The organism is Fictibacillus phosphorivorans (genome assembly GCF_023715845.1).
Taxonomy (GTDB): domain Bacteria; phylum Bacillota; class Bacilli; order Bacillales; family Fictibacillaceae; genus Fictibacillus; species Fictibacillus phosphorivorans_D.
In genome coordinates this window covers 189,178-209,846 of the sequence record NZ_JAMBOR010000003.1, presented here as the reverse complement: position 1 = coordinate 209,846, position 20,669 = coordinate 189,178, and the positions used below count along the sequence as shown (strand labels likewise).

The window sequence follows — 20,669 nt, the reverse complement described above, 5'->3', positions numbered from 1 at the left end:
AGAGGATATGAAGCTTATTGGCTTAACCTTATTCGTCGTTCCAATATAACCCGTAAACCGTCTAATAATGAAGTTAAGATCCAGTATATTACCGCCGCTTCTAGTAATACTGGCAACACAATCAGCTGTGAGGCACTGATCTGATCTGCCATAAGTGTCAGTTCTGGAACCGTAATAACGGATGCTAGAGAAGATGCTTTAACAATATCGATAAGCGAATTCCACACAGATGGAATGGATATTCGCCAAGCCTGTGGCAGTATGATTTCTTTATAGGTGAGATACCTGTTCATCCCGAGGGAGAACGCCGCTTCCCATTGTCCTTTCTCGATGGACTGAATAGCTCCTCGATAAGATTCAGCGATATAAGCACTAAAATGCAGGATCAAACCAGCAAGTGCCGCCTGCCATCCCTCTGGTACATAAATAAACGTAAACCCGTTGTAAAGGATCAGCAATTGAATCAATAAAGGTGTTCCTCTAAAAAAAGAAATATAGCCTTTGGCAATTCCCGAAAGAATCTTGTTTGATGACATTCTGCATAAGGCAATCACAAGACCAAAAATAAGTGCTCCTAAAATAGAAAATAGGCTAATGAGTATCGTGAAAACGGCTCCCTCCAACAGATAGGGGAGGGAGTCGATCAGTATCTCTACTAGATTATTCACTTACATCTTCTCCAAAATACTTTTCAGAGATCTTTTTTAATGTACCGTCTTTTTTCATTTCCTTAAGAGCTTTATTTACTTTTTCAACAAGTTCTTTATCATCTTTTCGGAATGCAAATGCCATTTCGTTCTTGTTAAAAGGTTCCCCGACAGCCTTTACTTTGTAATCTGTTTTCTTCAGTTCAGTTAAGATGAAAAGCTGATCGTTCATCGCTGCATCAACACGATTTACATCAAGGTCCGTTAAGACTTGTGCGATCCCTTTATAGTACTTTACTTTTGCTCCAGATTTTTCAGCTTCCGCAGCATAGTTACTTCCTTGTGTCGTTCCAACAACTTTTCCTTTTAAGTCTTTGATGCCTTTAATATCGTTGTTCTTTTCATTGACGATGATTTGACCACCTGAAACCGTATAAGGCTTAGAGAAAGCATATTTTTGTTTTCTTTCATCGGTGATCGTTACTTGGTTTGCAACAAGGTCGAAACGCTTTGAATCAAGAGAAGTGAACATGTTCTTCCACTCAGTCGCAACAAATTTCGGTTTCATATCAAGTCTTTTTGCAACTTCTTTCGCAACTTCCACGTCATAACCGGTAATGTCATTTGTTTTCTTATCACGGTATGAGAATGGTGGGTATGTAGCCTCGGTACCGATCGTTAACACTTTTTTATCTTTATCAGAACCAGTATCCTTAGATTCATCAGATTTGCCGCATGCTGCTAATAGAAGAGCAGAAAGGGCTAATGCTAACATGATTTTAACTGTGTTTTTCAAATGAAGTCCTCCTCGCCAGGTTAAACCCGACAATTTTTATAGAATTAATTGTAATGACCCTAATGTTTTTCGTCAATTATTAAACATTTTCCCCGAGAAAGAAAAAAATAACATAAATAATGGTTTGTTTTTCATGTGTATTCATCATCACATAAAAACGAATCATCACATATTATTTCCATTTATCAGGATGCGTTAACCTCAAATACAAAAAGCCCTGCTACAATTGAGCAGAGCTTTTTTAAAGACGATCAATTAACGAATGCGCAATTCTGTTTCTTTATCAAAGAAATGTGCTTTGTTCATATCAAATGCAAGAGAGATGCTTTGTCCGTTACGGATATCCGTTCGAGAATCCACACGGGCGATGAAATCTTGTCCGCTCACTGTTGAATAAAGGAACGTTTCAGCACCCATCAATTCTGCTACATCGATTTTTGCATCGATCTTCGTGTTTGCAGAAGACTCTAAGAATACAGGCTCATCATGAATGTCTTCAGGACGAATACCGAGAACGATGTCTTTACCTGAGTATCCATTGTCTTGAAGGACTTTCATCTTGCCTCCAGGAATTGCGATCTTTGTATCACCAATCTTAAAGAATCCATCCTCTAACGTTCCGTTCAAGAAGTTCATAGCAGGGCTTCCGATAAATCCGCCAACGAAAATGTTTTCAGGTGTGTCATACACTTCTTTTGGAGATCCAACTTGCTGGATGCGTCCGTCTTTCATAACAACGATACGCGTTGCCATTGTCATTGCTTCTGTTTGGTCATGCGTTACATAAATTGTAGTTGTTTGAAGACGTTGGTGAAGTTTCGTGATCTCAGCACGCATTTGAACACGTAGTTTAGCATCCAAGTTAGATAAAGGCTCATCCATCAAGAATACTTTTGCGTCACGAACGATCGCACGTCCTAGTGCAACACGCTGACGCTGACCGCCTGAAAGAGCTTTTGGTTTACGGTCTAAATATTGCTCTAAGCCAAGGATACGAGCTGCTTCCTTAACACGCTTATCAATTTCGTCTTTTGAAAACTTACGAAGCTTAAGGCCGAATGCCATGTTGTCATATACGTTCATGTGAGGATAAAGTGCATAGTTTTGGAATACCATCGCGATGTCACGGTCTTTTGGTGCAACATCATTTACGACACGTTCGTCGATGACTAATTCACCTTCAGAAATTTCTTCAAGTCCCGCAATCATACGAAGTGTAGTGGATTTACCACATCCGGATGGACCTACGAATACGATAAATTCCTTATCCGAGATATCCAGGTTGAAGTCGTGGACAGCTGTTACTTTGTTGTCATATCTTTTAACGATGTTGTTTAATTGAATGCCTGCCATTATTAAAAATCCCCTTCCTGTGTAAACGTTTTCTTAATGATTTAAGTTTACGCTTTCATAGAGTAGGCGTAAATGGACGACTTGCCCAAAATAAAAAATACCTCTTTATGCAATGTGCACAAAGAGGGCTTTAAAACTGTTCCAACGATAAGATCGCTATGTATACAGAAAGGGCATTCTTAAACTGTTTCACATCAATTCCTGTTCGTTCATAGAACTTATCTACACGATATTGAAGGCTGTTTCGGTGAATGTAGAGCTTCTTTGCAGCAAGAGTGGTGTTCATATTGCATTCAACAAAAACTTTAATGGTTTGAACGGTTTCTTTGTCTTCTTCCATCAATCCAGCAAGCAGTCCTGTTAAAGTATTTCTTGTATCAGGACTTGCGCTTTGAATCAGCATGAGTGGTAAAAGGTCCGCAATCGTATAAACGGCTTTTGGCTCTAAGTAATCCTTAATACTTAAAAAATCATTTCGTTCACGATTATAGACCTCTTTTGCGAGATTCCTATTGGTTTGGAATAAACCAATGTATATGGATAAGTCAATATAAAAATCTGTAGACAATGTATCTTTTAATGACTCATAAGGGGTGTCATTAAACGTTTGTTTAGATGTTTCAATAATTACGCCACTTTTGTTGTCCTCATTTAGCAGCATTACCGTTTCTTCAGGAAAAAGTCCGCTGACAGCCTCTGAGAAAGAAATGTGATCAAGAATTGGTTGTTTACTAAAAAAATGAATAAAACGATAAAATTCTTGTTCATCTGAAATATTTTTACCTGAAAGGATGTTTTTCCACTTTAACTGTACCGGTGTGTACCGATATATGGTTTCATTCTCATATCGATCAAATATGCTTTGCAGAAGCTGTAATTCTGAATCAGAAAGTACATTTTGTTTTATGCCAAACGGTTCTCCAGTATCTCCGGTAAACCACATGTATCCTGATTGTAAGGAAAGGTCAGTCGTTAACGCTTCTTTATAGTGGTTCTTTAACTTATCGAGCATTCAATTTCATATCCTTTCAGGGAAAAGCTTGTTATTATTATAGCAATGTTAATCTGAATTCAAAAAGGATTTGAAAGAAGGAGGAGAGATGGATGAGAAAATGCCCTTGAGTCACATCATCTACGGTCGTGTACGACTGGAATAACAAAGAGATATGGACCAATCAACAGAAATGGGCTCATCAACGTTCAAAGTCTCTTATACTTACATTTGATGATGGACCTTCTTCCGTTTTAGTGCCCATTTTAGATAGGTTAAAAATACACGATGTAAAAGCGATCTTCTTCTGGCAGTCTCGATTGTTGCACAAAAACCGTCCTTGGCAGCGGGTGCTCGATGATGGACATCTAATAGGCGGCCATTCATTACGACATAGAGACCTGACAAGACTCTCTCGCAAGGAGCAGTTCCATGACATCCTATCGAATAAGCGGCATATTGAACAAATAACCGGCCGACAGATGAAATATTTCCGTCCGCCCTATGGTCAATTTAATGAAGATACACTTGATGTGCTAAAGGAGTTAGATCTAGTCCCGTGTTTATGGGAAGTAGCAGGCCTCGATTGGGAGCATAAAGAAAATCCTGGTCATATCGTTCATAACATCCTTAATTATGCAGAGGATGGATCTATTATTCTTTTACATGAACTAAAACAAACGGTAACCATTTTAGATGAATTGATAACAGAACTGAAGTCGGAGGGCTATTCGTTCGAGTTGCCGCCTTTATAAATGAAGAAAAATAATGATGCAAAGGCAGAGGATTAGTATGAAGAAAAAAATTGTGGTTTCATTCAGCGGTGGGAAAGACTCTGTTCTAGCGTTACATAGATTGCAGAAATCGGGTGAGTGGGAAATCGATTCCCTGCTGACTACGCTAACGGAAGACTATGACCGAACGACGATGCACGGGGTTCGGAACCATATGCTGGAGGAACAAGCCAAAGCTCTCGGCATCCCTCTTCGGAAAGTGTGGATCCCGCGTGATTGCGTGAATGAAGTCTATCAACAGCGAATGGAGGAAGCGGTTGATGGAATAATTGATGATGAGATTTCCTACATCATGTTTGGTGATATTTTCTTAGAGGATGTTAAGACGTATCGTGAAAAAATGCTCGAGGGAACAGGACTGACCCCTGTTTTTCCTATTTGGGGAGAAGATTCGAAAGAGCTGATCCATGAATTCGTAGATAGCGGTTTTAAAACGGTCGTTTGCTGTGTAGATACTCATCAAATCGATTCATCCTATATAGGAAGGGTAATTGATGAACAGTTTATTTTAGATTATCCGAAAGAATATGACGTATGTGGGGAAAACGGAGAATTTCACACATTTGTGTTTAATGGGCCGAACTTCTCTTTTCCAATTGCGTATCAGTTAGGTGCGTTCAGACTCGCAAAAGATATGTATACAGGTAAAGACCGCTTTTATTATGTCGACCTGCTTTCAAACAATGGTGGTGAAAGTAAGCCTTAGGTCCAAATTGCTTGGAGCTTTTATAATGACGTATACTTAGAAAGATAGATTAAGCAGTAATGGAGAGAATGCTATGAATATGTGGCTTACATTGACAACCATGGTCATTGTCGGAGCATTTATTGGCGGATTAACGAATTTGATTGCTATTAAAATGCTTTTCAGACCATTTAATACTATATATATTGGTAAATTCAAAGTACCTTTTACTCCTGGACTCATTCCAAAAAGAAGGCACCAGTTAGCTGTTCAATTAGGAGAAACCGTTACGAAGCATCTCCTGACAGCAGAAGGTGTCCAGACGAAAATGAACGAATCAGGCTTTCGCTCAGAGATGACAGAACTTGTTCAAGGTGAGGTTAAACGATTTTTACAGAGCGACATCACATTAAAAGAACTGTTAAAAAAAGACTTTGGTGTGGAAGATGTTCAAAGCCGAATCCAAACGACAACTGAAACGTGGCTCGTGAACAGAATGAAAAAAATGCTCGAGGACTCAGACAGCAAAGAAATGAAGGACGTGCTGCCTGAAAAGTTTGTAGCAGCAGGTGAGGAAAAGCTGCCTGAAGTTGTAGACTGGCTGTTGAACAAAGGTGTGCTTTATTTAGAGAGTCCAGAAGGAAGAAAGGCTTTAGCGAGCGGAATAGACGCTTTTTTAATGGATAAAGGCATGCTCGTAAATATGGTTTCGATGTTCTTTGGAAACGTCAGTATTGCTGAAAAAGTACAGCCAGAACTTATAAAATTTCTGAAACATGACAATACAAAAGAGACATTGTTGAAACTGCTTCAGCAGGAGTACCGTGGCTTTATGGAAAAAAGGATGGGAGAAGCTGTTGGCATGCTGAATGTACCGGATATTACCACAGCTCTCGCAAAAGAAATTACGAAAAGACTGCCGATCGAAGAATATTTAGACACACCTCTCAGCACATTGGCAGAAACAATCGAAGGATGGGTACTCAATGAACTGACACCAAAAGCAGTTGCTGCGGGACTCAATCTTTTTGCTGCGAGACTTGAAGTACTTCTTGAGAAGATGCATTTGGCGAAAATCGTGGAAGAACAAGTCGAGACTTTCTCGCTTCAGCGGTTAGAAGAGATCATCATCTCCATAGCAAAGAGCGAACTGAAAATGATTACGTGGCTCGGAGCGCTTTTAGGGGGAATTATTGGTCTCGTTCAAGCTATCCTTGTACTATTTTTGTAGAGTCTGTTATAGTGGGTACCGTACTTTAATTCATGGGAGGTTTTATACCAATGGCAAACGTGTATGATGTTGCATACGATCTAGAACAAGCACTAAGAAACAGTGAAGACTTCCAAGCTTTAAAAAATAGCTATGATGAAGTTAATAATAATCCGGAAACAAAAGTACTATTTGGCAAATTCCGCGATATTCAAGTAAATCTTCAGCAGAAGCAAATGAGCGGACAAGAAGTGACACAAGAAGAGATTGAAGAAGCACAAAAGCTATTTGCTGAAGTTCAGCAAAATGAAACAATCTCTCAGCTTATGGCAGCTGAACAGCGCATGAGCACGATCATCAACGATCTGAACAAAGTGATCACAAAACCTTTGGAAGAGCTTTACGGACCAATGGTTGAAGAAGATGGACAACAGCAATAGTCATTATAATGCTGAACCCCTGTTCCTAAATGGAAGCAGGGGTTTTTTTATGTGTATAAGTTTCTAGGCTTGTCAGCGTTCTAAAGCATGTATAAAAGTCATAGACTTAACTCGAGTTCTTATACTTTATTTTCGCGAAATGGGGGGAGCAACATGGTATACCGTTTACTGGCGATTGACATCGACGGAACCCTACTGCGAAGCAATTTCCGTATCGATAAAGAAACGAAAGAAGCCATTGATTATGTGCAGCAAAAAGGGGTCTATGTCACACTTGCTTCGGGAAGGAGCTTTCCATCCACACAAAAGATCGCAAAAGCACTAAAAATCGATAATTACCTCATCAGCCACAATGGCGGTTTCATTGCTTCATCTCTTGACGAACCGCTTCAAGAAAACCGGTTGTCTGTAGAGGATACCTACAGAATGGTAGATATTCTTGAGAACTACGAATGCCATATGAGAGTTGTACACGAGCGGTTTTCGATCGGAAATCAGCTGAAGCAGAAGAGCCAGCTTGTCGCAAAACTAACGCTAAGCACCGGTGATCCGTTATTCTATCCGGTATCTTTCACTGAGAACTTAGGAGACTACATTTTATCGCAAGAAGTATCACCGCCTAAGATGGATGTTCAATTCTTTGATGAAAAAGAATGCGAGTCGGCGATCAAGTACTTAAAAGAACACATGCCAGACTTTGAGTATTCTTCATCGTCAAAATGCAATTTGGAGATTACAGCGAAAAAAGTAACCAAAGGAAATGCACTGCGGTTCCTAGGTGAAAAGCTCGGGATCGCTCCTAATGAAATGGTAGCGATCGGTGACTCTTACAATGATATGGATATGATCGAGTTCGTTGGGCTAGGCGTAGCGATGGCGAATGCGCCAGAAGAAGTAAAGAAGAAAGCAAAGTGGATCACACGCACGAACGACCAGTTAGGTGTTCCTTACATGATAAAAGAAGTATTCCGAAAGCAAATGCGATTCCAGACCATGAAAAGATAACATGTTAATGAAAAAAGAGCCTTTATGGATGCTATTTGTCCGAGAAGGGCTCTTTTTCTGTTTGTAGGGGGAACACCTCCAGCCATATCCCACCCTACAAAACCCTGCATTTTCTGCAAAAAATATGACGAATTTAGTCGGAAACGTTTCATTTGTATTACATTTGTAGAAAATGAAAGGGTTTTCATGAATCGTGACGAATTATATTTACGTAAGATTCACTTTGTAAAGGGAGGATTCAAATGGAAAAAACAGTAGACTTACAATTAAAACCAAAGGTGGCCGAATTCCTTAACGGAACAAAAAAGCATTTTATTAATGGTGAATGGGTCGCCTCAGCAAGCGGAAAAACATTTGAAACATTAAACCCTTCGAATGGAGAAGTCCTTGCGGTAGTTTCTGAAGGTGGACCAGAGGACATCGATAAAGCAGTTAAAGCGGCTAGAGCAGCATTCGAAACAGGATATTGGTCGAAGATGCCTGCATCAAAGCGCAGTTACTTAATCTACAAACTCGCTGATTTAATGGAAGAAAATAAAGAAGAGTTAGCTCAGCTTGATACATTGGATAACGGGAAGCCGATCGGTGAAACGATGAACGCTGATGTTCCGTTAGCGATTGAGCATTTCCGTTACTATGCAGGGTGGGCGACAAAGATTGTTGGTCAAACGATTCCTGTTGCAGGAAGCTTCTTCAACTATACGCGCCATGAAGCACTAGGGGTAGTTGGTCAAATCATTCCTTGGAACTTCCCGTTATTAATGGCAGCTTGGAAGCTTGGTGCAGCACTTGCGACTGGATGTACAGTTGTATTAAAACCTGCTGAGCAAACACCACTTTCTGCATTATACCTTGCTAAATTAGCTAAAGAAGCTGGGTTCCCTGAAGGCGTACTGAACGTTGTAACCGGTGCTGGTGATACTGGGGCAGCTCTAGTTGACCATCCAAATGTGGACAAGATTGCATTTACTGGATCAACTGAAGTTGGTAAGCTGATCATGCGCAATGCTTCTAACTCATTGAAGCGTGTAACACTGGAGCTTGGTGGAAAGTCTCCGAACATCATCTTGCCGGATGCTGACATGAGCCGTGCGATTCCAGGAGCGTTAAGCGGAATCATGTTCAACCAAGGACAAGTTTGCTGTGCGGGATCACGTTTATATATCCAGAAGAAATCATTTGATAATGTAGTAGCTGACCTTGTGTCACATGCTAAAAAGATCAAGCAAGGACCTGGATTAGATCCTGATACTACAATGGGACCTCTTGTATCCGAAGAACAGCATAACCGTGTATTAGGATACATCCAAAAAGGAAAAGATGAGGGTGCTGAGCTCCTTTCTGGAGGATCTGTTCCTTTTGAGAAAGGTTATTTCGTAGAGCCTACGATTTTTGCTGATGTTGATGATAAGATGACCATCGCAAAAGAAGAAATCTTTGGACCAGTTGTCGCTGCAATGCCGTTTGATGATTTAGATGATGTTATCGCTCGTGCGAACGATTCTGAGTATGGACTTGCTGCAGGACTTTGGACAGAGAATTTAAAAACAGCTCACTATGTATCTAACAAACTGCGTGCAGGTACAGTTTGGGTGAACTGCTACAACGCATTTGATGCCGCATCGCCATTCGGAGGATATAAGCAATCCGGTATCGGCCGTGAGATGGGATCTTATGCTTTGGACAATTACACAGAAGTTAAGAGCGTGTGGGTTAACCTTAAATAAACAACATAGATATTACGGGGGTCAATACATTGATCGGACTATAGGAAAACCGGGTGCCATGATCCAGCACCCGGTTTTTCTTTTTTTGATATTTTGATTGAAGTGTAAGGTGTGAGACTCCAGCGGGACGAGCGGTCAGATAAGACCCTTCATGCGTATAGCGGCAATGGGCTCACCGCACGCCCCGCGGAAAGCGAAGCCACCTGGAACGGAAATTAACCACTTAAAGCATCACTTTTATAAAACGAAGACCTGTATCATCATAATCTAAACTTCGATAGAACTCATGGGTATCGGTCCTTTGTTTTCCACTGTTCAGCAAGATAGCCGTCGCTCCTTGTTCTTTTGCCCACTCTTCTCCATAGCGGACAAGCTGCTTGCCGATGCCGTTTCCTCTGAATTCTTCACTTACAACCAGAGCAGTAATTCTGGCGTAACAGCCATTCTTCTCAAAGTACAAACCTTTCATCAGGCCGATCATACCAATCACCTGATCGTTTATGCATGCCACAAAACAGGCATAAGCTTCGTTTGGAAGAAGAGTTTCTAATCGCTCCGTCATTTCTTCAGGAGTTGTCGGATATCCAAGCTCACCCATTAATAAAGATAGTTCGTAGCTGTCCTCATAACGTGTTTCTCGAATGATAACTTCACTCACTGTTTTTCCCCTCGTTTCCATGAGTTTCATTAGCGATGGAAAAGAAGTAGCTGTCCCTTTGGTGAAGTCAGACGATGCGTTTTTTCTTGCATGTTTAATTCAGCCAGACGGGCTTCTCCACGTTTTTTTGCTTCAGTGTCATTTGATGCTGTAATGGTTTCATCTAAGATCTTTTCGCCGTTCTTTTCGTAAGCAGTTAATGCATAGGTATTCATGAGAAGTCTAACTCCTTTCGTATCTAAAAAGTGATTTCAACATTCGCCGTTTTTTTCCTGCAAGATCTTAAATAAATTTAATGAAACCAATGATAAGGTTCCCCGTATTAGGTATAATATGGTATCTTTTACAGGGGGAGGGAAGTTGATGCTACAGATAAAAGGTGTTAGAAAACAATTTGGTACTTTTACAGCAGTCGAAGGACTGAATTTAGAAATTCCAAAAGGTGAGATTTTTGGCTTATTAGGTGCGAACGGTGCTGGTAAAACCACTACATTCCGAATGATTCTCGGATTATTAACGCCCACTCAAGGAACGATTACTTGGAATCAGAAGGAGATCTCTTATCAAACGAGTGATCTTGTCGGTTATTTACCCGAAGAGAGAGGACTTTATCCTAAACTTACCGTAAAGGAACAGCTGATCTATTTAGGGCAGCTTCGCGGAATGTCGCGTTCCCTTATTCAAGAACAAGCGGATAAATGGCTTAATCGTTTTGGTGCAGAGGAGTACTTGAACAAAAAAGTAGAATCACTATCTAAGGGGAATCAGCAGAAGATACAGTTTATCGCAGCCGTTATTCATCGTCCAGAACTATTAATCTTGGATGAGCCGTTCAGCGGACTAGATCCCGTAAACGTTGAACTACTAAAGAATGCAGTTCACGAATTGAAAAAAGAAGGAACGACGATCGTATTCTCCAGCCACAGAATGGAACACGTCGAGGAACTCTGTCAGCATTTATGTATCATGCATAGAGGGAAGTCGGTCGTACAGGGCAACTTAAAAGAGATTAAGAGATCGTTTGGAAAGAAGAATGTTTCTGTCAAAGCAGACTTTGATCTTACGTATTTAAAGGATACTAGTGGCGTGATCAGTCACCGCATGACAGCTGATGGTATTACGCTCCAAGTGGAAAGAGAAGAAGTTGCACACAGTTTGTTCAAAGCTGTTCAATCAAAAGGCTTTGTGAGAAAGTTTGAACTTGAGGAGCCCTCATTAAATGATATTTTCATTGAAAAGGTAGGTGTGGTTCATGAGTAAGTTTGTTACGGTCATGATGCATACATACCGGTCTAAGATAAAGTCGAAACCGTTCATCATCACAACTCTTATTACGATCGCTTTGTTATTCGTCGTAACGAACATGAATGAAATTACTAAACTATTCGGCGAAGACGATGCAGCGAAAGTAGGCGTGATCGATAAAACAGGAGATACATTACCTGCTCTTCAAGCACAGTTAAAGCAAGCCGGAGATGACGTGAAACTTGAAAGCTACAAGAAGTCTGAAAGTGAAGCGGAAAAAGCGGTCATTGATGGTAAGCTAGACGGTCTTCTAGTCTTGGAAAAAGATGCTTCAGGCATCGTGACAGGGAAATATAAAGCGGAAGACGTTACACAGCAGAGTCTGATCACCGATATAGAGAATGCCTTACAGCAGATTAAAAATAAGATGGCAGCAGAGACAATCGGATTAAATCAAGAACAGCTCGCAGCGATCTACCTCCCTGTATCGTTTGAAAAAGAATCTCTTTCATCAACGGCCAAAAGTGAAGAAGAAGCCGCACAAGTCTATATACTTGTTTACGTGGTTTTGTTTTTCATGTATATGACTGTTATGATGTACGGCAGTATGATTGCCGTTGAAGTAGCAACAGAAAAGTCTTCTAGGGTAATGGAAATCCTGATCTCATCTGTATCGCCTGTCAAGCAGATGTTTGGTAAGATCTTTGGGATCGTTCTGATCGCACTGACACAGCTTGTGTTATTTATAGCTGGGGGATTAGCAGCAGTAAAGCTGAACGAAAACCTGAGTGGAAGCGAAAGTATTATCCAAAAACTTAATCTCAACGAAATACCAATTTCATTAGTTGTTTATGCACTAGTATTCTTTATACTAGGATTCTTCCTTTATGCTACTCTCTTTGCTATGATGGGTTCTTTGATCAGCAGGGTAGAAGAGGTAAATAATCTAATGACGCCAGTGGTGATCGTGATCGTCGCTGCCTTCATGATTGCTATGTACGGCAGAGAAAATCCAGAATCAGTATTTGTAACAGCAGCTTCCTATTTCCCGCTGTTCACACCTATGCTCATGCTGCTTCGTGTTGGTATGCTTTCGCTGCCAGTGTGGGAAATAGCGCTAGGAATTGGTGTTCTGGTTGGTGCGATCGTTCTTTTTGCAATGATCGGCGCACGGGTTTACCGAGGAGGAGTTCTAATGTACGGAAATGCACCTTCCTTAAAATTGTTCAAACAAGCACTTCTATTATCAAAACAAGAAAAAAGAGATACTACTGAACTGTAATATGGAAAAAACTGACTCGAAAGGCTGAAATCTTACCTTTAGCGTCAGTTTTTTTTATTAAAAAAATTTGTTCTCAAAACAGAAACAACTATCTAATGAGCGAACGTGTTTTCGTATATATGTTAAAATGAGGGGAAGAATGGTAGAAAAAGAGGATGAGTAAAATGATAAAGTTTTTACATTGTGCAGACCTTCATTTAGATAGTCCGTTCAAGGGGCTTACCTCGTTGCCGGAAGGGATGCTGAAGCGTCTTGTTGAAAGCACCTTCTTGTCGTTCAATAGACTTGTTGATATCGCGATCAAGGAAAAAGTAGATTTTGTGATCATCGCTGGTGATCTCTATGATAGTGGTCAGCGGAGTTTGAAAGCCCAGTTTTTTCTGAAGAATTGTTTTGCAAAACTAGCGGCTAATCATATAGAAGTTTACATAGTTCACGGCAACCATGATCCATTGGATGGTCAGTGGGTTCAACTAGAGTGGCCGAAGAATGTTCACTTTTTCCAAGGGAAAGACATTCAGACCTATTATTATGAAAGGGAAGGGGAGAAAGTTGCTTGCCTTCACGGATTTAGTTATGAAACATCTGCTGTAACAGACAACCGAACGATTCATTTTCCAGAAAAGAAAGACGATCTGTATCACATCGGTATTTTACACGGACAAGCTGATGGATACAGCGGACACAGCCGCTATGCACCGTTTTTAATATCTGAGCTCTTGAAAAAGGGCTATGATTACTGGGCTCTTGGACATATTCATAAAAAAATGGACCTTCAGGTTGAACCGCCTGTTCGTTATTCCGGGAATATCCAGGGAAGACATAGCGGTGAAACAGGAGAAAAAGGCGGATATATCGTTACGCTTAACGGCAGTGAGGCTTCAAGTGTTTTTCATGCAACTTCCGATATAGAATGGCATGAAGCCATGGTTGAATGTGATACAGCTGAAAATCTGCAAGAAGTGATTACACGATGTGAAAAAATTAAAGATACATACAGAATTTTGTATAAAGGTATTTTTCTTACGATTCGATTAACCGGTGCTACTCCGCTTTATGAAGAACTGCTGGACGGCGTTTTCTTAGAGGACTTAGAGGAAATATTGAGGGAAGAAGATACAGAAGGCTCGTTCGTACATGTCGTTTCATTAAAAAATGATATTCTGCCCGTTACTCATGATGAGTTAGCGATTAAGCAATCTCCATTTTTTCAAGATATGATGAACGTCCTGCAAGACGAACGAGAGATTGAAAGGGCTTTGTCTGATTTGAAAATGCATCGAACAGCGAGAAAATTTCTTACACTTGATGAAAAAGATTGGGAAGATGTTAAGAAACAAGCCGAGCAGCTGTTATTAGCAGAACTGTACAAAGGATAGGTGAAATATGAAAATATTAGCTTTGCATATCTATCATTTTGGTGCATTAAAAGATTGTAAACTGACTTTGGATCGTTCAGGTTTTCAATTGCTCTTTGGTGAGAATGAAGCAGGGAAAACAACATTAATGGATTTTATAAAATGTATGCTTTTCGGTTTTCCTTTAAAGAACCAATCAAAGCGGCAGTATGACCCTAAAAATGGAAATCGTGCAGGCGGAAAGATGACAGTTGAACATCCGGAACTTGGAATATGGACGATCGAACGAGTTTCTGGGACAAAAGCTTCGGGGGACGTAACCATTTTTAATGAATCTGGCCAGCAAAAAGAGGAGCTTTTCTTAAGTCAATTACTAGATGGAATGGATCAGTCTTTGTTTACTGGTGCGTATTGTTTTGGTCTTGACGGGCTGCAGAAGCTTGATAAGTTAACGTCTGAAGAATTGGGAAACTTCTTGATGAGTACGGCAATCTCGGGTGATCGAGACCTGTTGGAAATTGAACAGACCTTTGAAAAGAAACAATCGGCTCTGTTTAAAAAAGCCGGAAAAAAGCCTGTTATTAACGAGAAGTTGGAGCATTTGAAGGGTGAAGCTCAATCCCTTCAAAAGCTTAAAGAAAAAAATGAAAACTATCAAATGATCGAAAACCAGAAAGAATCTCTTGAAACGAAAATAGAAGAGACGAGCCGAGATCTTGAACTTATTCAAAAAGAGTTAAGATCAATTAAACGATTGTTTGAGCTGCGTCCTGTTTTAGAGAAGTTTAAACAGCTGAATCACGAGCTTAAGTCATTCGGAACTACACAATTGACTTTTCCAGAGAACGGTATCCAGCGGTACGAGCAATGGCAAAAAGAAGTCTCACTCTTAAATGGAGAATTGCAGTATATCGAAGACCGTCTAGACAAAATAATCAATGATCAGCAAATGCTAGAAACAGATGAGCGTTTACTTTCTCATGAAAAAGAAATTAAACAATTGTTTAACCAAATCCCACAATATGAGCATTTACAAGAGCAGATCAACCAACTTAATAGCCAAATAGATGAGTGGCATGAGGAAGAAACTGGATTGTTTGATGCGATTGGAGAAACTTGGCATGAAAGAGAGCTAAAAGAGTTATCACTTTCATTATCTTCACTTCACGAGCACGAGGAACTACTAAAACAATATCATGCGATACTGGATAAAAAGAGAAGGTTAGAAGCTGATTTAGAAGATTCCAGAGTAAAACTTGAGAGTCTCGAAAAAGAGGAAGCCGAACGGAAAGCGTTGCTTCTACCAGATGAAGAACTGACTCGGTATGAACAAGAAAGAAACAAGAAGGATCAAACGAAAGCTTTTCCTGCATACGCTTGGATGCTGCCTGTTATTTCGGCGGTTGTTCTGATCTGGTCTGGGTGGTCGTCAAAAAACCAAGCAGTCATGTATGCTGGAATTCTGCTCCTTCTCCTAGCGGGAGGTCTTGCAATCTTCACCGGTAAGAAAAGAGCTGTTCCACAAGGAGATAAACTGATTACGAATCAGCGGTATCTTGAGGACGAGGAAAATCGCAAGCTTTGGATTCAGCTAACAGCGGCACTTCAGCATGAGTATAAGGTGTATTTGCAAATCGCAAAACAGCTGGATTATTTAGAGGTAGAAGAAGCAAAAGTGTATGACAGAGCAGAAGCCTGGGCTGAACAGTGCGGATATGATGGTGATAAAGAAAAGCTGAAGGTATCAGGCTATATGAATAGTCTCATGAAAATAAAAGAAGTGATGAAACAAAAAGAAAATACGATCAAGAAACGGGAGAATACAAAGGCCGAACTCTCACGTTTAAATCATGCCGCTGAAAAACTTGCACTTCACTTAGAAATAGAAGCTGGTAGAGACTTCTCACAGCTGATTGAAACGATGCATGAAAAACTAGAAACACAGGTGCAAAACAAAACGGAAAGAGAACATTTAAGAAAAAGCTATAGAGAGCTCACAGAACGAAAAGACGCTTTATCCAAACAGATTGATAGTATTTACGATCGAATAGCTGAATTATGGGATGAAGCAGGTGTTGATACAGAAGAAGCTTATTATGAAGCAGGCAGAAAAGCGGATGCGTTCATAAAAGTATCAAATGAATTTGGTGCACTAAATAATCAGTTGCTTTCGCTTGGATTTGACCCCAACGACATTCAAACGATGGCTGAAAAGATGACAGAGAAATACGAGGAAACGGTCCAGCTTTTTGAGGAGCTTGAAAGAAAAGAAGAACGTCATAAAAATGAACACACCGCTGCTACAGAAGAGAAAGCAAAACTACTTTGGCAAATGAAGAATCTTTTAGAAGATGGTTCGTACTCAGAGCATTTACATCGGTACGAACTGCTAAAGGATGAATGGAATCTTCTTGTTAAGAAATGGGCTTCCATGCGTCTTGCTCAACATGCTTTACAGAAGGTGAAGGAAGATTACCAGAAAACGAAGCTGCCAGCAGTTTTAGAGACTTCGAGTGTTTATTTTAGTAAAATAACAGAAGGTGAATATCAATCTATCATATTTACAGATGCCAATGAGCTAATCGTTTTAAAGGCAGATGGGACGCGCTTTTATCCACATGAGTTGAGCAGGGGAACCGCAGAGCAGGTTTATTTAGCAATCAGACTGGCTGTTGCAGCCAATGCGGGTCCTGATGAATTCCCGATTTTTATGGATGATATCGCGGTGAATTTCGATCAAAACCGAACACGTCGTACGCTGTCATTGATTCAAGAGATCGCACGTGACAGACAGGTTCTATTTTTTACTTGTCACGCGCATTTAGAAGTGCTTGTACCAAATGTACCGTTTATCCACTGGCCGGACCGTTCGGTTTTGGCTGAAAAATAAATGCTACTTTTTGAAGCAACCTTGAGCGAAAATGGACTCCTTATAACTAGCAAAAATAATTGGAGGAGGGGAAATGCCCATGTCAAATGAGTATACGATCTACTTAGTAGAGGATGAGCAAGATCTTTCACATGTCTTAAAAGCTTATATGGAAAAAGAAGGATGGAATGTGTCTGTTTTTCATAATGGAGAAGAAGCATTAGAGAAGTCAGAAGGATCCCCTCCACATCTTTGGATACTAGATATCATGCTTCCGGGGATGGACGGCTATGAAATGATCAAAGATATTAAAAAGAATTCGGATATACCCGTGATTTTCATTTCTGCAAGAGATCAGGACCTTGACCGAATTGTGGGTCTTGAGCTGGGAAGTGATGATTATCTCGCGAAACCTTTCATGCCAAGAGAGCTTGTGATCCGCGTCAAGAAACTATTAACAAGAGTTTATGAAACAGGCAACAGAATGCCGCAGATCATTGAGATTACAGGGTATACGATCGATCCGATCTCAAGAAAAATTACTCGGGACGGAGACATCATCAATTTAACCGGTAAAGAAATAGACGTCTTGCTTTATTTAATCGAGAACAAGGGTAAATCCCGAAAAAGAGAAGAAATCCTGGAATATGTTTGGGGAGATGACTACTTTGGATCTGAACGTGCTGTAGATGATGTGATCAGACGTGTGCGCAAAAAGATGCCGCGGCTGAACTTAGAGACCGTCTATGGTGCTGGATACAGGATCATCCCGTCATGATTCGGCTAAATCTTACGCAGCGCATTTGGCTTTCGTTCGGGCTTCTTCTGTTTACGATCGGCCTATTGACAGCCATTATTTATCCACTGTCCATTAAGGATACACTGACAGAAGAAACATACAGAATTATTGAAAATGAACAAGAGAGAGTGCGTGATCCACAAAGGCAGTTTCCTCAAAAAGGGGAATCTTCGGTTGATTTTATCGAAAGGCGAAATGCAGAACGGTCTGTCGGTCATTTCTTAATCATCGATCAGTATGCCAACTCTCAAGGGGATCCTGTTCCTGAAGAAGTATTAGTGGAGATGGCGGAAAAGGCGTATGAACAAAAAGAGAATAAAGGCAGATATGAGTTAACGTATGAAGATGCGACTCTCTTTTATGTAATCTCTAAAGGAACGATGAACACGAAGGGAGAAGCAGTCTATCTAATCTCATATATGTGGGATTCCTACCGGGATCAGATGGTTAATAGACTGTGGCTGAGACTTGTTTTGATCTTGCTATTTACAGGGATCTTTTCCATTATTCCAGCGATCTGGCTGGCACGATATCTTCGCTCACCGCTGACCATTTTAGGAAAGCGTTTTGAGCAAATCGCAAAAAGGAACTGGCAAGAACCCTTTCATTGGAAAGGGGATGACGAGTTCTATGTCCTTTCAAAACAATTTGAGGAGATGAGGCAAAACCTCCTGAGGCATGATCATGCCCAAAAGACATTTATTCAGCACGCCTCTCATGAACTGAAAACACCGATCATGACGATCAAAAGCTATGCCCAGTCTGTTAAAGATGGCATCATGCCAAAAGAGACGACTGAAGGCATGATGGATGTAATCTTAAAAGAGACACAGCGAATGGAAAAGCGTGTTCAAAACATGCTGTACTATACAAAGCTCGATGCGATGAAGCTAGATGTTATATCAAAAGAGACCTTTGAGTTCGGTGATCTGGCTGAAGATATCGTTGAACGTTTCAGATATCAGCGTGAGGATATTAACTTCGAGATCACAGGTAACCATTATAAAATTAACGGCGATCATGAACAATGGAGCATCCTTCTCGATAATCTTGTTCAAAACGCACTCCGTTATGCGAGTGAGACGATACGATTATCAGCTTTCCATAAAGGCAGCTACTTCATTGTCGAAGTTTTTAATGATGGTGAGCAGCTGACAGACGTAACAGGAGAAGAGATTTTTCAACCGTTCCGAAAAGGAAACAAAGGACAGTTTGGCCTTGGGCTCGCTATTGTTAAACGGATTGCTGAGCTGCACGGAGGCAAAGCAACCGCACACAATACGAACAATGGTGTAGCTTTTCAGATTAAACTACCTCTAGAGGACAAGCACAAAGAAGAATAATCATCTATCATGACAACGTTTTGAAAGTTTGAGCGAAAGTTGGTCTATCTTGAACGATCATAGAACAACCAAAAGAACACGTACCGTAAAAATTAGCGGATATGCTATACTTATATCAAAGAAAGGCGGGGTGGAATATGAAAAAAGGACTAGCTTTTTATAAGGTAGGAGAAATGGTAGACGGGTTTTTTCTCGTTAAATCATCTGTAAGAGGAACTGCCAGTAACGGAAAGCCATTTTTAACGTTGATCCTCCAAGATCAGTCTGGAGATGTAGAAGCAAAATTGTGGGACAGCTCACCTGAGGATGAGGAGCTTTATGCAGCGCAAGCCATTGTGAAGCTTTCAGGCGAAATGAGCAACTACAGAGGGAAAATGCAGCTTAAGCTAAAAGCAATCCGCCCTGCAACGGAACTTGACGGCGTAAAGATAAGCGATTTTCTTGAAACCGCCCCACTTACACAAGAAGCAATGGTAGAGACGATCACACAATACATATTTGAGATGAAAAATCCGAATATCCAACGAATTACGAGACATCTGCTTAAGAAATATCAAACGGATTTCTTGGAATATCCGGCAGCTGTTAAGAATCATCATGAATTCGTTTCAGGACTCGCTTATCATGTTGTATCCATGCTTAATGTGGCTAAAGCGTTCAGCAACCTATACCCTTCCTTAGATACCGATCTTCTGTATGCAGGAATCATTCTGCATGACCTTGGAAAAGTGATCGAATTGTCTGGACCGGTTGCAGCGACTTATACGTTAGAAGGTAAGTTACTAGGTCATATTTCAATCATGGTAAATGAGATTGGAATGGCGGCAAAAGAGTTAGAGATTGAAGGTGAGGAAGTAACAGTCCTTCAGCATCTCGTGCTCAGTCACCATAGTAAGCCAGAGTGGGGTAGTCCGAAACAGCCGTTGATCAGAGAAGCAGAGATCCTTCATATGATCGATAATTTTGACGCAAGAATGAACATGATGGATCGAGCGCTTGAAAAGGTACAGCCAGGAGAGTTTACAGAGAAGCAGTTTGCCTTAGAAAACCGTTCCCTGTATAAACCTCTTTTCCAAGCAGAATTTGCCAAAAATTAACCTTCAAAAAAGATTGTGAAAAGTTTGAAATTATGTTAGATTTGGAATTGGAAATATAAAACAACGATCAGGAGGCAATGACTCATGAAAAGCATTGTTCAAATTAAGGCAGGAAAGCAAGGCTAAATAACGACCCATCCTCATTTGAGGAAAGGCTTATTTTGCTATGCATTCTACCTTCTTTTGAGCGATCTTTCTTGTGTCATCTTCAGCCTTTTATAAAAAGTCTGTGGTATGCACATGCAAAAGGTGCTTATTCATGGGCTTTTTTCTGTTTTTAGTCGGAATCCCATTTATTCCATAGCGGTCAAAAGACAGGTGAAAATTGATAAAGGTTTGGCATTTACATTACAAGAAAAGAGTGAGCAAC

19 protein-coding genes are annotated in these 20,669 nt (G+C 40.5%); 13 read left to right on the top strand and 6 right to left on the bottom strand.

The features are described 5' to 3' along the window. Window positions 1-14: 14 nt before the first annotated feature. From M3206_RS04125 to M3206_RS04110, 4 genes are all read right to left on the bottom strand, one after another. A complete protein-coding gene (locus tag M3206_RS04125) occupies window positions 15-668 on the bottom strand; it encodes an amino acid ABC transporter permease (protein WP_251311236.1) in 654 nt (217 codons plus the stop codon). Continuing rightward, window positions 661-1,422: a transporter substrate-binding domain-containing protein gene (locus tag M3206_RS04120; protein ID WP_251311312.1), complete on the bottom strand. Its 762-nt coding sequence runs from the start codon at window positions 1,420-1,422 to the stop codon at window positions 661-663. The genes M3206_RS04125 and M3206_RS04120 overlap by 8 nt, the downstream gene beginning before the upstream one ends. Before the next feature lie 276 nt (window positions 1,423-1,698). Next, window positions 1,699-2,796, bottom strand: coding sequence for an ABC transporter ATP-binding protein (locus M3206_RS04115; protein ID WP_251311235.1), 1,098 nt, complete (start codon window positions 2,794-2,796; stop codon window positions 1,699-1,701). 130 nt (window positions 2,797-2,926) lie between these two features. Further along, complete coding sequence (locus M3206_RS04110; protein WP_251311234.1) at window positions 2,927-3,808, bottom strand: PucR family transcriptional regulator; 882 nt, start codon at window positions 3,806-3,808, stop codon at window positions 2,927-2,929. Window positions 3,809-3,936: 128 nt separating this feature from the next. On the opposite strand from M3206_RS04110, the gene M3206_RS04105 reads away from it, so the two are divergent. From M3206_RS04105 to M3206_RS04080, 6 genes are all read left to right on the top strand, one after another. Further along, window positions 3,937-4,542, top strand: coding sequence for a polysaccharide deacetylase family protein (locus M3206_RS04105; RefSeq protein ID WP_251311233.1), 606 nt, complete (start codon window positions 3,937-3,939; stop codon window positions 4,540-4,542). Window positions 4,543-4,579: 37 nt separating this feature from the next. Beyond that, the gene (locus tag M3206_RS04100) at window positions 4,580-5,287 is read left to right on the top strand and encodes a diphthine--ammonia ligase (protein WP_251311232.1); all 708 of its coding nucleotides are present in this window, start codon (window positions 4,580-4,582) and stop codon (window positions 5,285-5,287) included. Between the two features lie 73 nt (window positions 5,288-5,360). Next, window positions 5,361-6,497: a DUF445 domain-containing protein gene (locus tag M3206_RS04095; RefSeq protein ID WP_251311231.1), complete on the top strand. Its 1,137-nt coding sequence runs from the start codon at window positions 5,361-5,363 to the stop codon at window positions 6,495-6,497. A 50-nt stretch (window positions 6,498-6,547) separates the two neighbouring features. After that, window positions 6,548-6,916, top strand: coding sequence for a YlbF family regulator (locus M3206_RS04090; RefSeq protein ID WP_251311230.1), 369 nt, complete (start codon window positions 6,548-6,550; stop codon window positions 6,914-6,916). Between the two features lie 153 nt (window positions 6,917-7,069). Continuing rightward, window positions 7,070-7,921, top strand: a complete 852-nt coding sequence (locus M3206_RS04085) for a Cof-type HAD-IIB family hydrolase (RefSeq protein WP_251311229.1) — start codon at window positions 7,070-7,072, stop codon at window positions 7,919-7,921. Window positions 7,922-8,163: 242 nt separating this feature from the next. Next, window positions 8,164-9,648, top strand: coding sequence for an aldehyde dehydrogenase family protein (locus M3206_RS04080; protein ID WP_251311228.1), 1,485 nt, complete (start codon window positions 8,164-8,166; stop codon window positions 9,646-9,648). Between the two features lie 223 nt (window positions 9,649-9,871). Here the strand turns inward: M3206_RS04080 and M3206_RS04075 are convergent, their stop codons facing one another. Next, on the bottom strand, window positions 9,872-10,306 hold the full coding sequence (locus tag M3206_RS04075) for a GNAT family N-acetyltransferase (protein WP_251311227.1): 435 nt from the start codon (window positions 10,304-10,306) through the stop codon (window positions 9,872-9,874). Between the two features lie 29 nt (window positions 10,307-10,335). Next, a complete protein-coding gene (locus M3206_RS04070) occupies window positions 10,336-10,521 on the bottom strand; it encodes a YhzD family protein (protein ID WP_251311226.1) in 186 nt (61 codons plus the stop codon). A gap of 148 nt (window positions 10,522-10,669) precedes the next feature. Between M3206_RS04070 and M3206_RS04065 the strand changes: the two genes are divergently transcribed. The 7 genes from M3206_RS04065 to yhaM all read left to right on the top strand — a co-directional run bounded on the left by M3206_RS04065 (window position 10,670) and on the right by yhaM (window position 20,299). Beyond that, complete coding sequence (locus tag M3206_RS04065; protein ID WP_251311225.1) at window positions 10,670-11,566, top strand: ABC transporter ATP-binding protein; 897 nt, start codon at window positions 10,670-10,672, stop codon at window positions 11,564-11,566. Further along, window positions 11,559-12,833: an ABC transporter permease gene (locus M3206_RS04060; RefSeq protein ID WP_251311224.1), complete on the top strand. Its 1,275-nt coding sequence runs from the start codon at window positions 11,559-11,561 to the stop codon at window positions 12,831-12,833. Before M3206_RS04065 ends, M3206_RS04060 begins: the two co-directional genes overlap by 8 nt. A 164-nt stretch (window positions 12,834-12,997) precedes the next feature. After that, window positions 12,998-14,212 (top strand): metallophosphoesterase family protein, encoded by a 1,215-nt coding sequence (locus M3206_RS04055; RefSeq protein WP_251311223.1) that lies wholly within the window; start codon window positions 12,998-13,000, stop codon window positions 14,210-14,212. Between the two features lie 7 nt (window positions 14,213-14,219). Further along, window positions 14,220-17,081, top strand: a complete 2,862-nt coding sequence (locus M3206_RS04050; protein WP_251311222.1) for an ATP-binding protein — start codon at window positions 14,220-14,222, stop codon at window positions 17,079-17,081. 79 nt (window positions 17,082-17,160) lie between these two features. After that, window positions 17,161-17,838 (top strand): response regulator transcription factor, encoded by a 678-nt coding sequence (locus M3206_RS04045; RefSeq protein WP_251311221.1) that lies wholly within the window; start codon window positions 17,161-17,163, stop codon window positions 17,836-17,838. Continuing rightward, window positions 17,835-19,202: a HAMP domain-containing sensor histidine kinase gene (locus M3206_RS04040; protein ID WP_251311220.1), complete on the top strand. Its 1,368-nt coding sequence runs from the start codon at window positions 17,835-17,837 to the stop codon at window positions 19,200-19,202. The genes M3206_RS04045 and M3206_RS04040 overlap by 4 nt, the downstream gene beginning before the upstream one ends. A 137-nt stretch (window positions 19,203-19,339) precedes the next feature. After that, window positions 19,340-20,299, top strand: coding sequence for a 3'-5' exoribonuclease YhaM (gene yhaM, locus M3206_RS04035; RefSeq protein WP_251311219.1), 960 nt, complete (start codon window positions 19,340-19,342; stop codon window positions 20,297-20,299). Window positions 20,300-20,669 lie beyond the last annotated feature (370 nt).

Coding starts and splice junctions, on each gene's coding strand:
- M3206_RS04120 (WP_251311312.1), bottom strand. CDS start 1,422: ATGTTAGCATTAGCCCTTTCTGCTCTTCTATTAGCAGCATGCGGCAAA.
- M3206_RS04095 (WP_251311231.1), top strand. CDS start 5,361: ATGAATATGTGGCTTACATTGACAACCATGGTCATTGTCGGAGCATTT.
- M3206_RS04050 (WP_251311222.1), top strand. CDS start 14,220: ATGAAAATATTAGCTTTGCATATCTATCATTTTGGTGCATTAAAAGAT.
- M3206_RS04055 (WP_251311223.1), top strand. CDS start 12,998: ATGATAAAGTTTTTACATTGTGCAGACCTTCATTTAGATAGTCCGTTC.
- M3206_RS04090 (WP_251311230.1), top strand. CDS start 6,548: ATGGCAAACGTGTATGATGTTGCATACGATCTAGAACAAGCACTAAGA.
- M3206_RS04070 (WP_251311226.1), bottom strand. CDS start 10,521: ATGAATACCTATGCATTAACTGCTTACGAAAAGAACGGCGAAAAGATC.
- M3206_RS04115 (WP_251311235.1), bottom strand. CDS start 2,796: ATGGCAGGCATTCAATTAAACAACATCGTTAAAAGATATGACAACAAA.
- M3206_RS04040 (WP_251311220.1), top strand. CDS start 17,835: ATGATTCGGCTAAATCTTACGCAGCGCATTTGGCTTTCGTTCGGGCTT.
- M3206_RS04085 (WP_251311229.1), top strand. CDS start 7,070: ATGGTATACCGTTTACTGGCGATTGACATCGACGGAACCCTACTGCGA.
- M3206_RS04065 (WP_251311225.1), top strand. CDS start 10,670: ATGCTACAGATAAAAGGTGTTAGAAAACAATTTGGTACTTTTACAGCA.
- M3206_RS04060 (WP_251311224.1), top strand. CDS start 11,559: ATGAGTAAGTTTGTTACGGTCATGATGCATACATACCGGTCTAAGATA.
- M3206_RS04080 (WP_251311228.1), top strand. CDS start 8,164: ATGGAAAAAACAGTAGACTTACAATTAAAACCAAAGGTGGCCGAATTC.
- M3206_RS04100 (WP_251311232.1), top strand. CDS start 4,580: ATGAAGAAAAAAATTGTGGTTTCATTCAGCGGTGGGAAAGACTCTGTT.
- yhaM (WP_251311219.1), top strand. CDS start 19,340: ATGAAAAAAGGACTAGCTTTTTATAAGGTAGGAGAAATGGTAGACGGG.
- M3206_RS04045 (WP_251311221.1), top strand. CDS start 17,161: ATGTCAAATGAGTATACGATCTACTTAGTAGAGGATGAGCAAGATCTT.
- M3206_RS04110 (WP_251311234.1), bottom strand. CDS start 3,808: ATGCTCGATAAGTTAAAGAACCACTATAAAGAAGCGTTAACGACTGAC.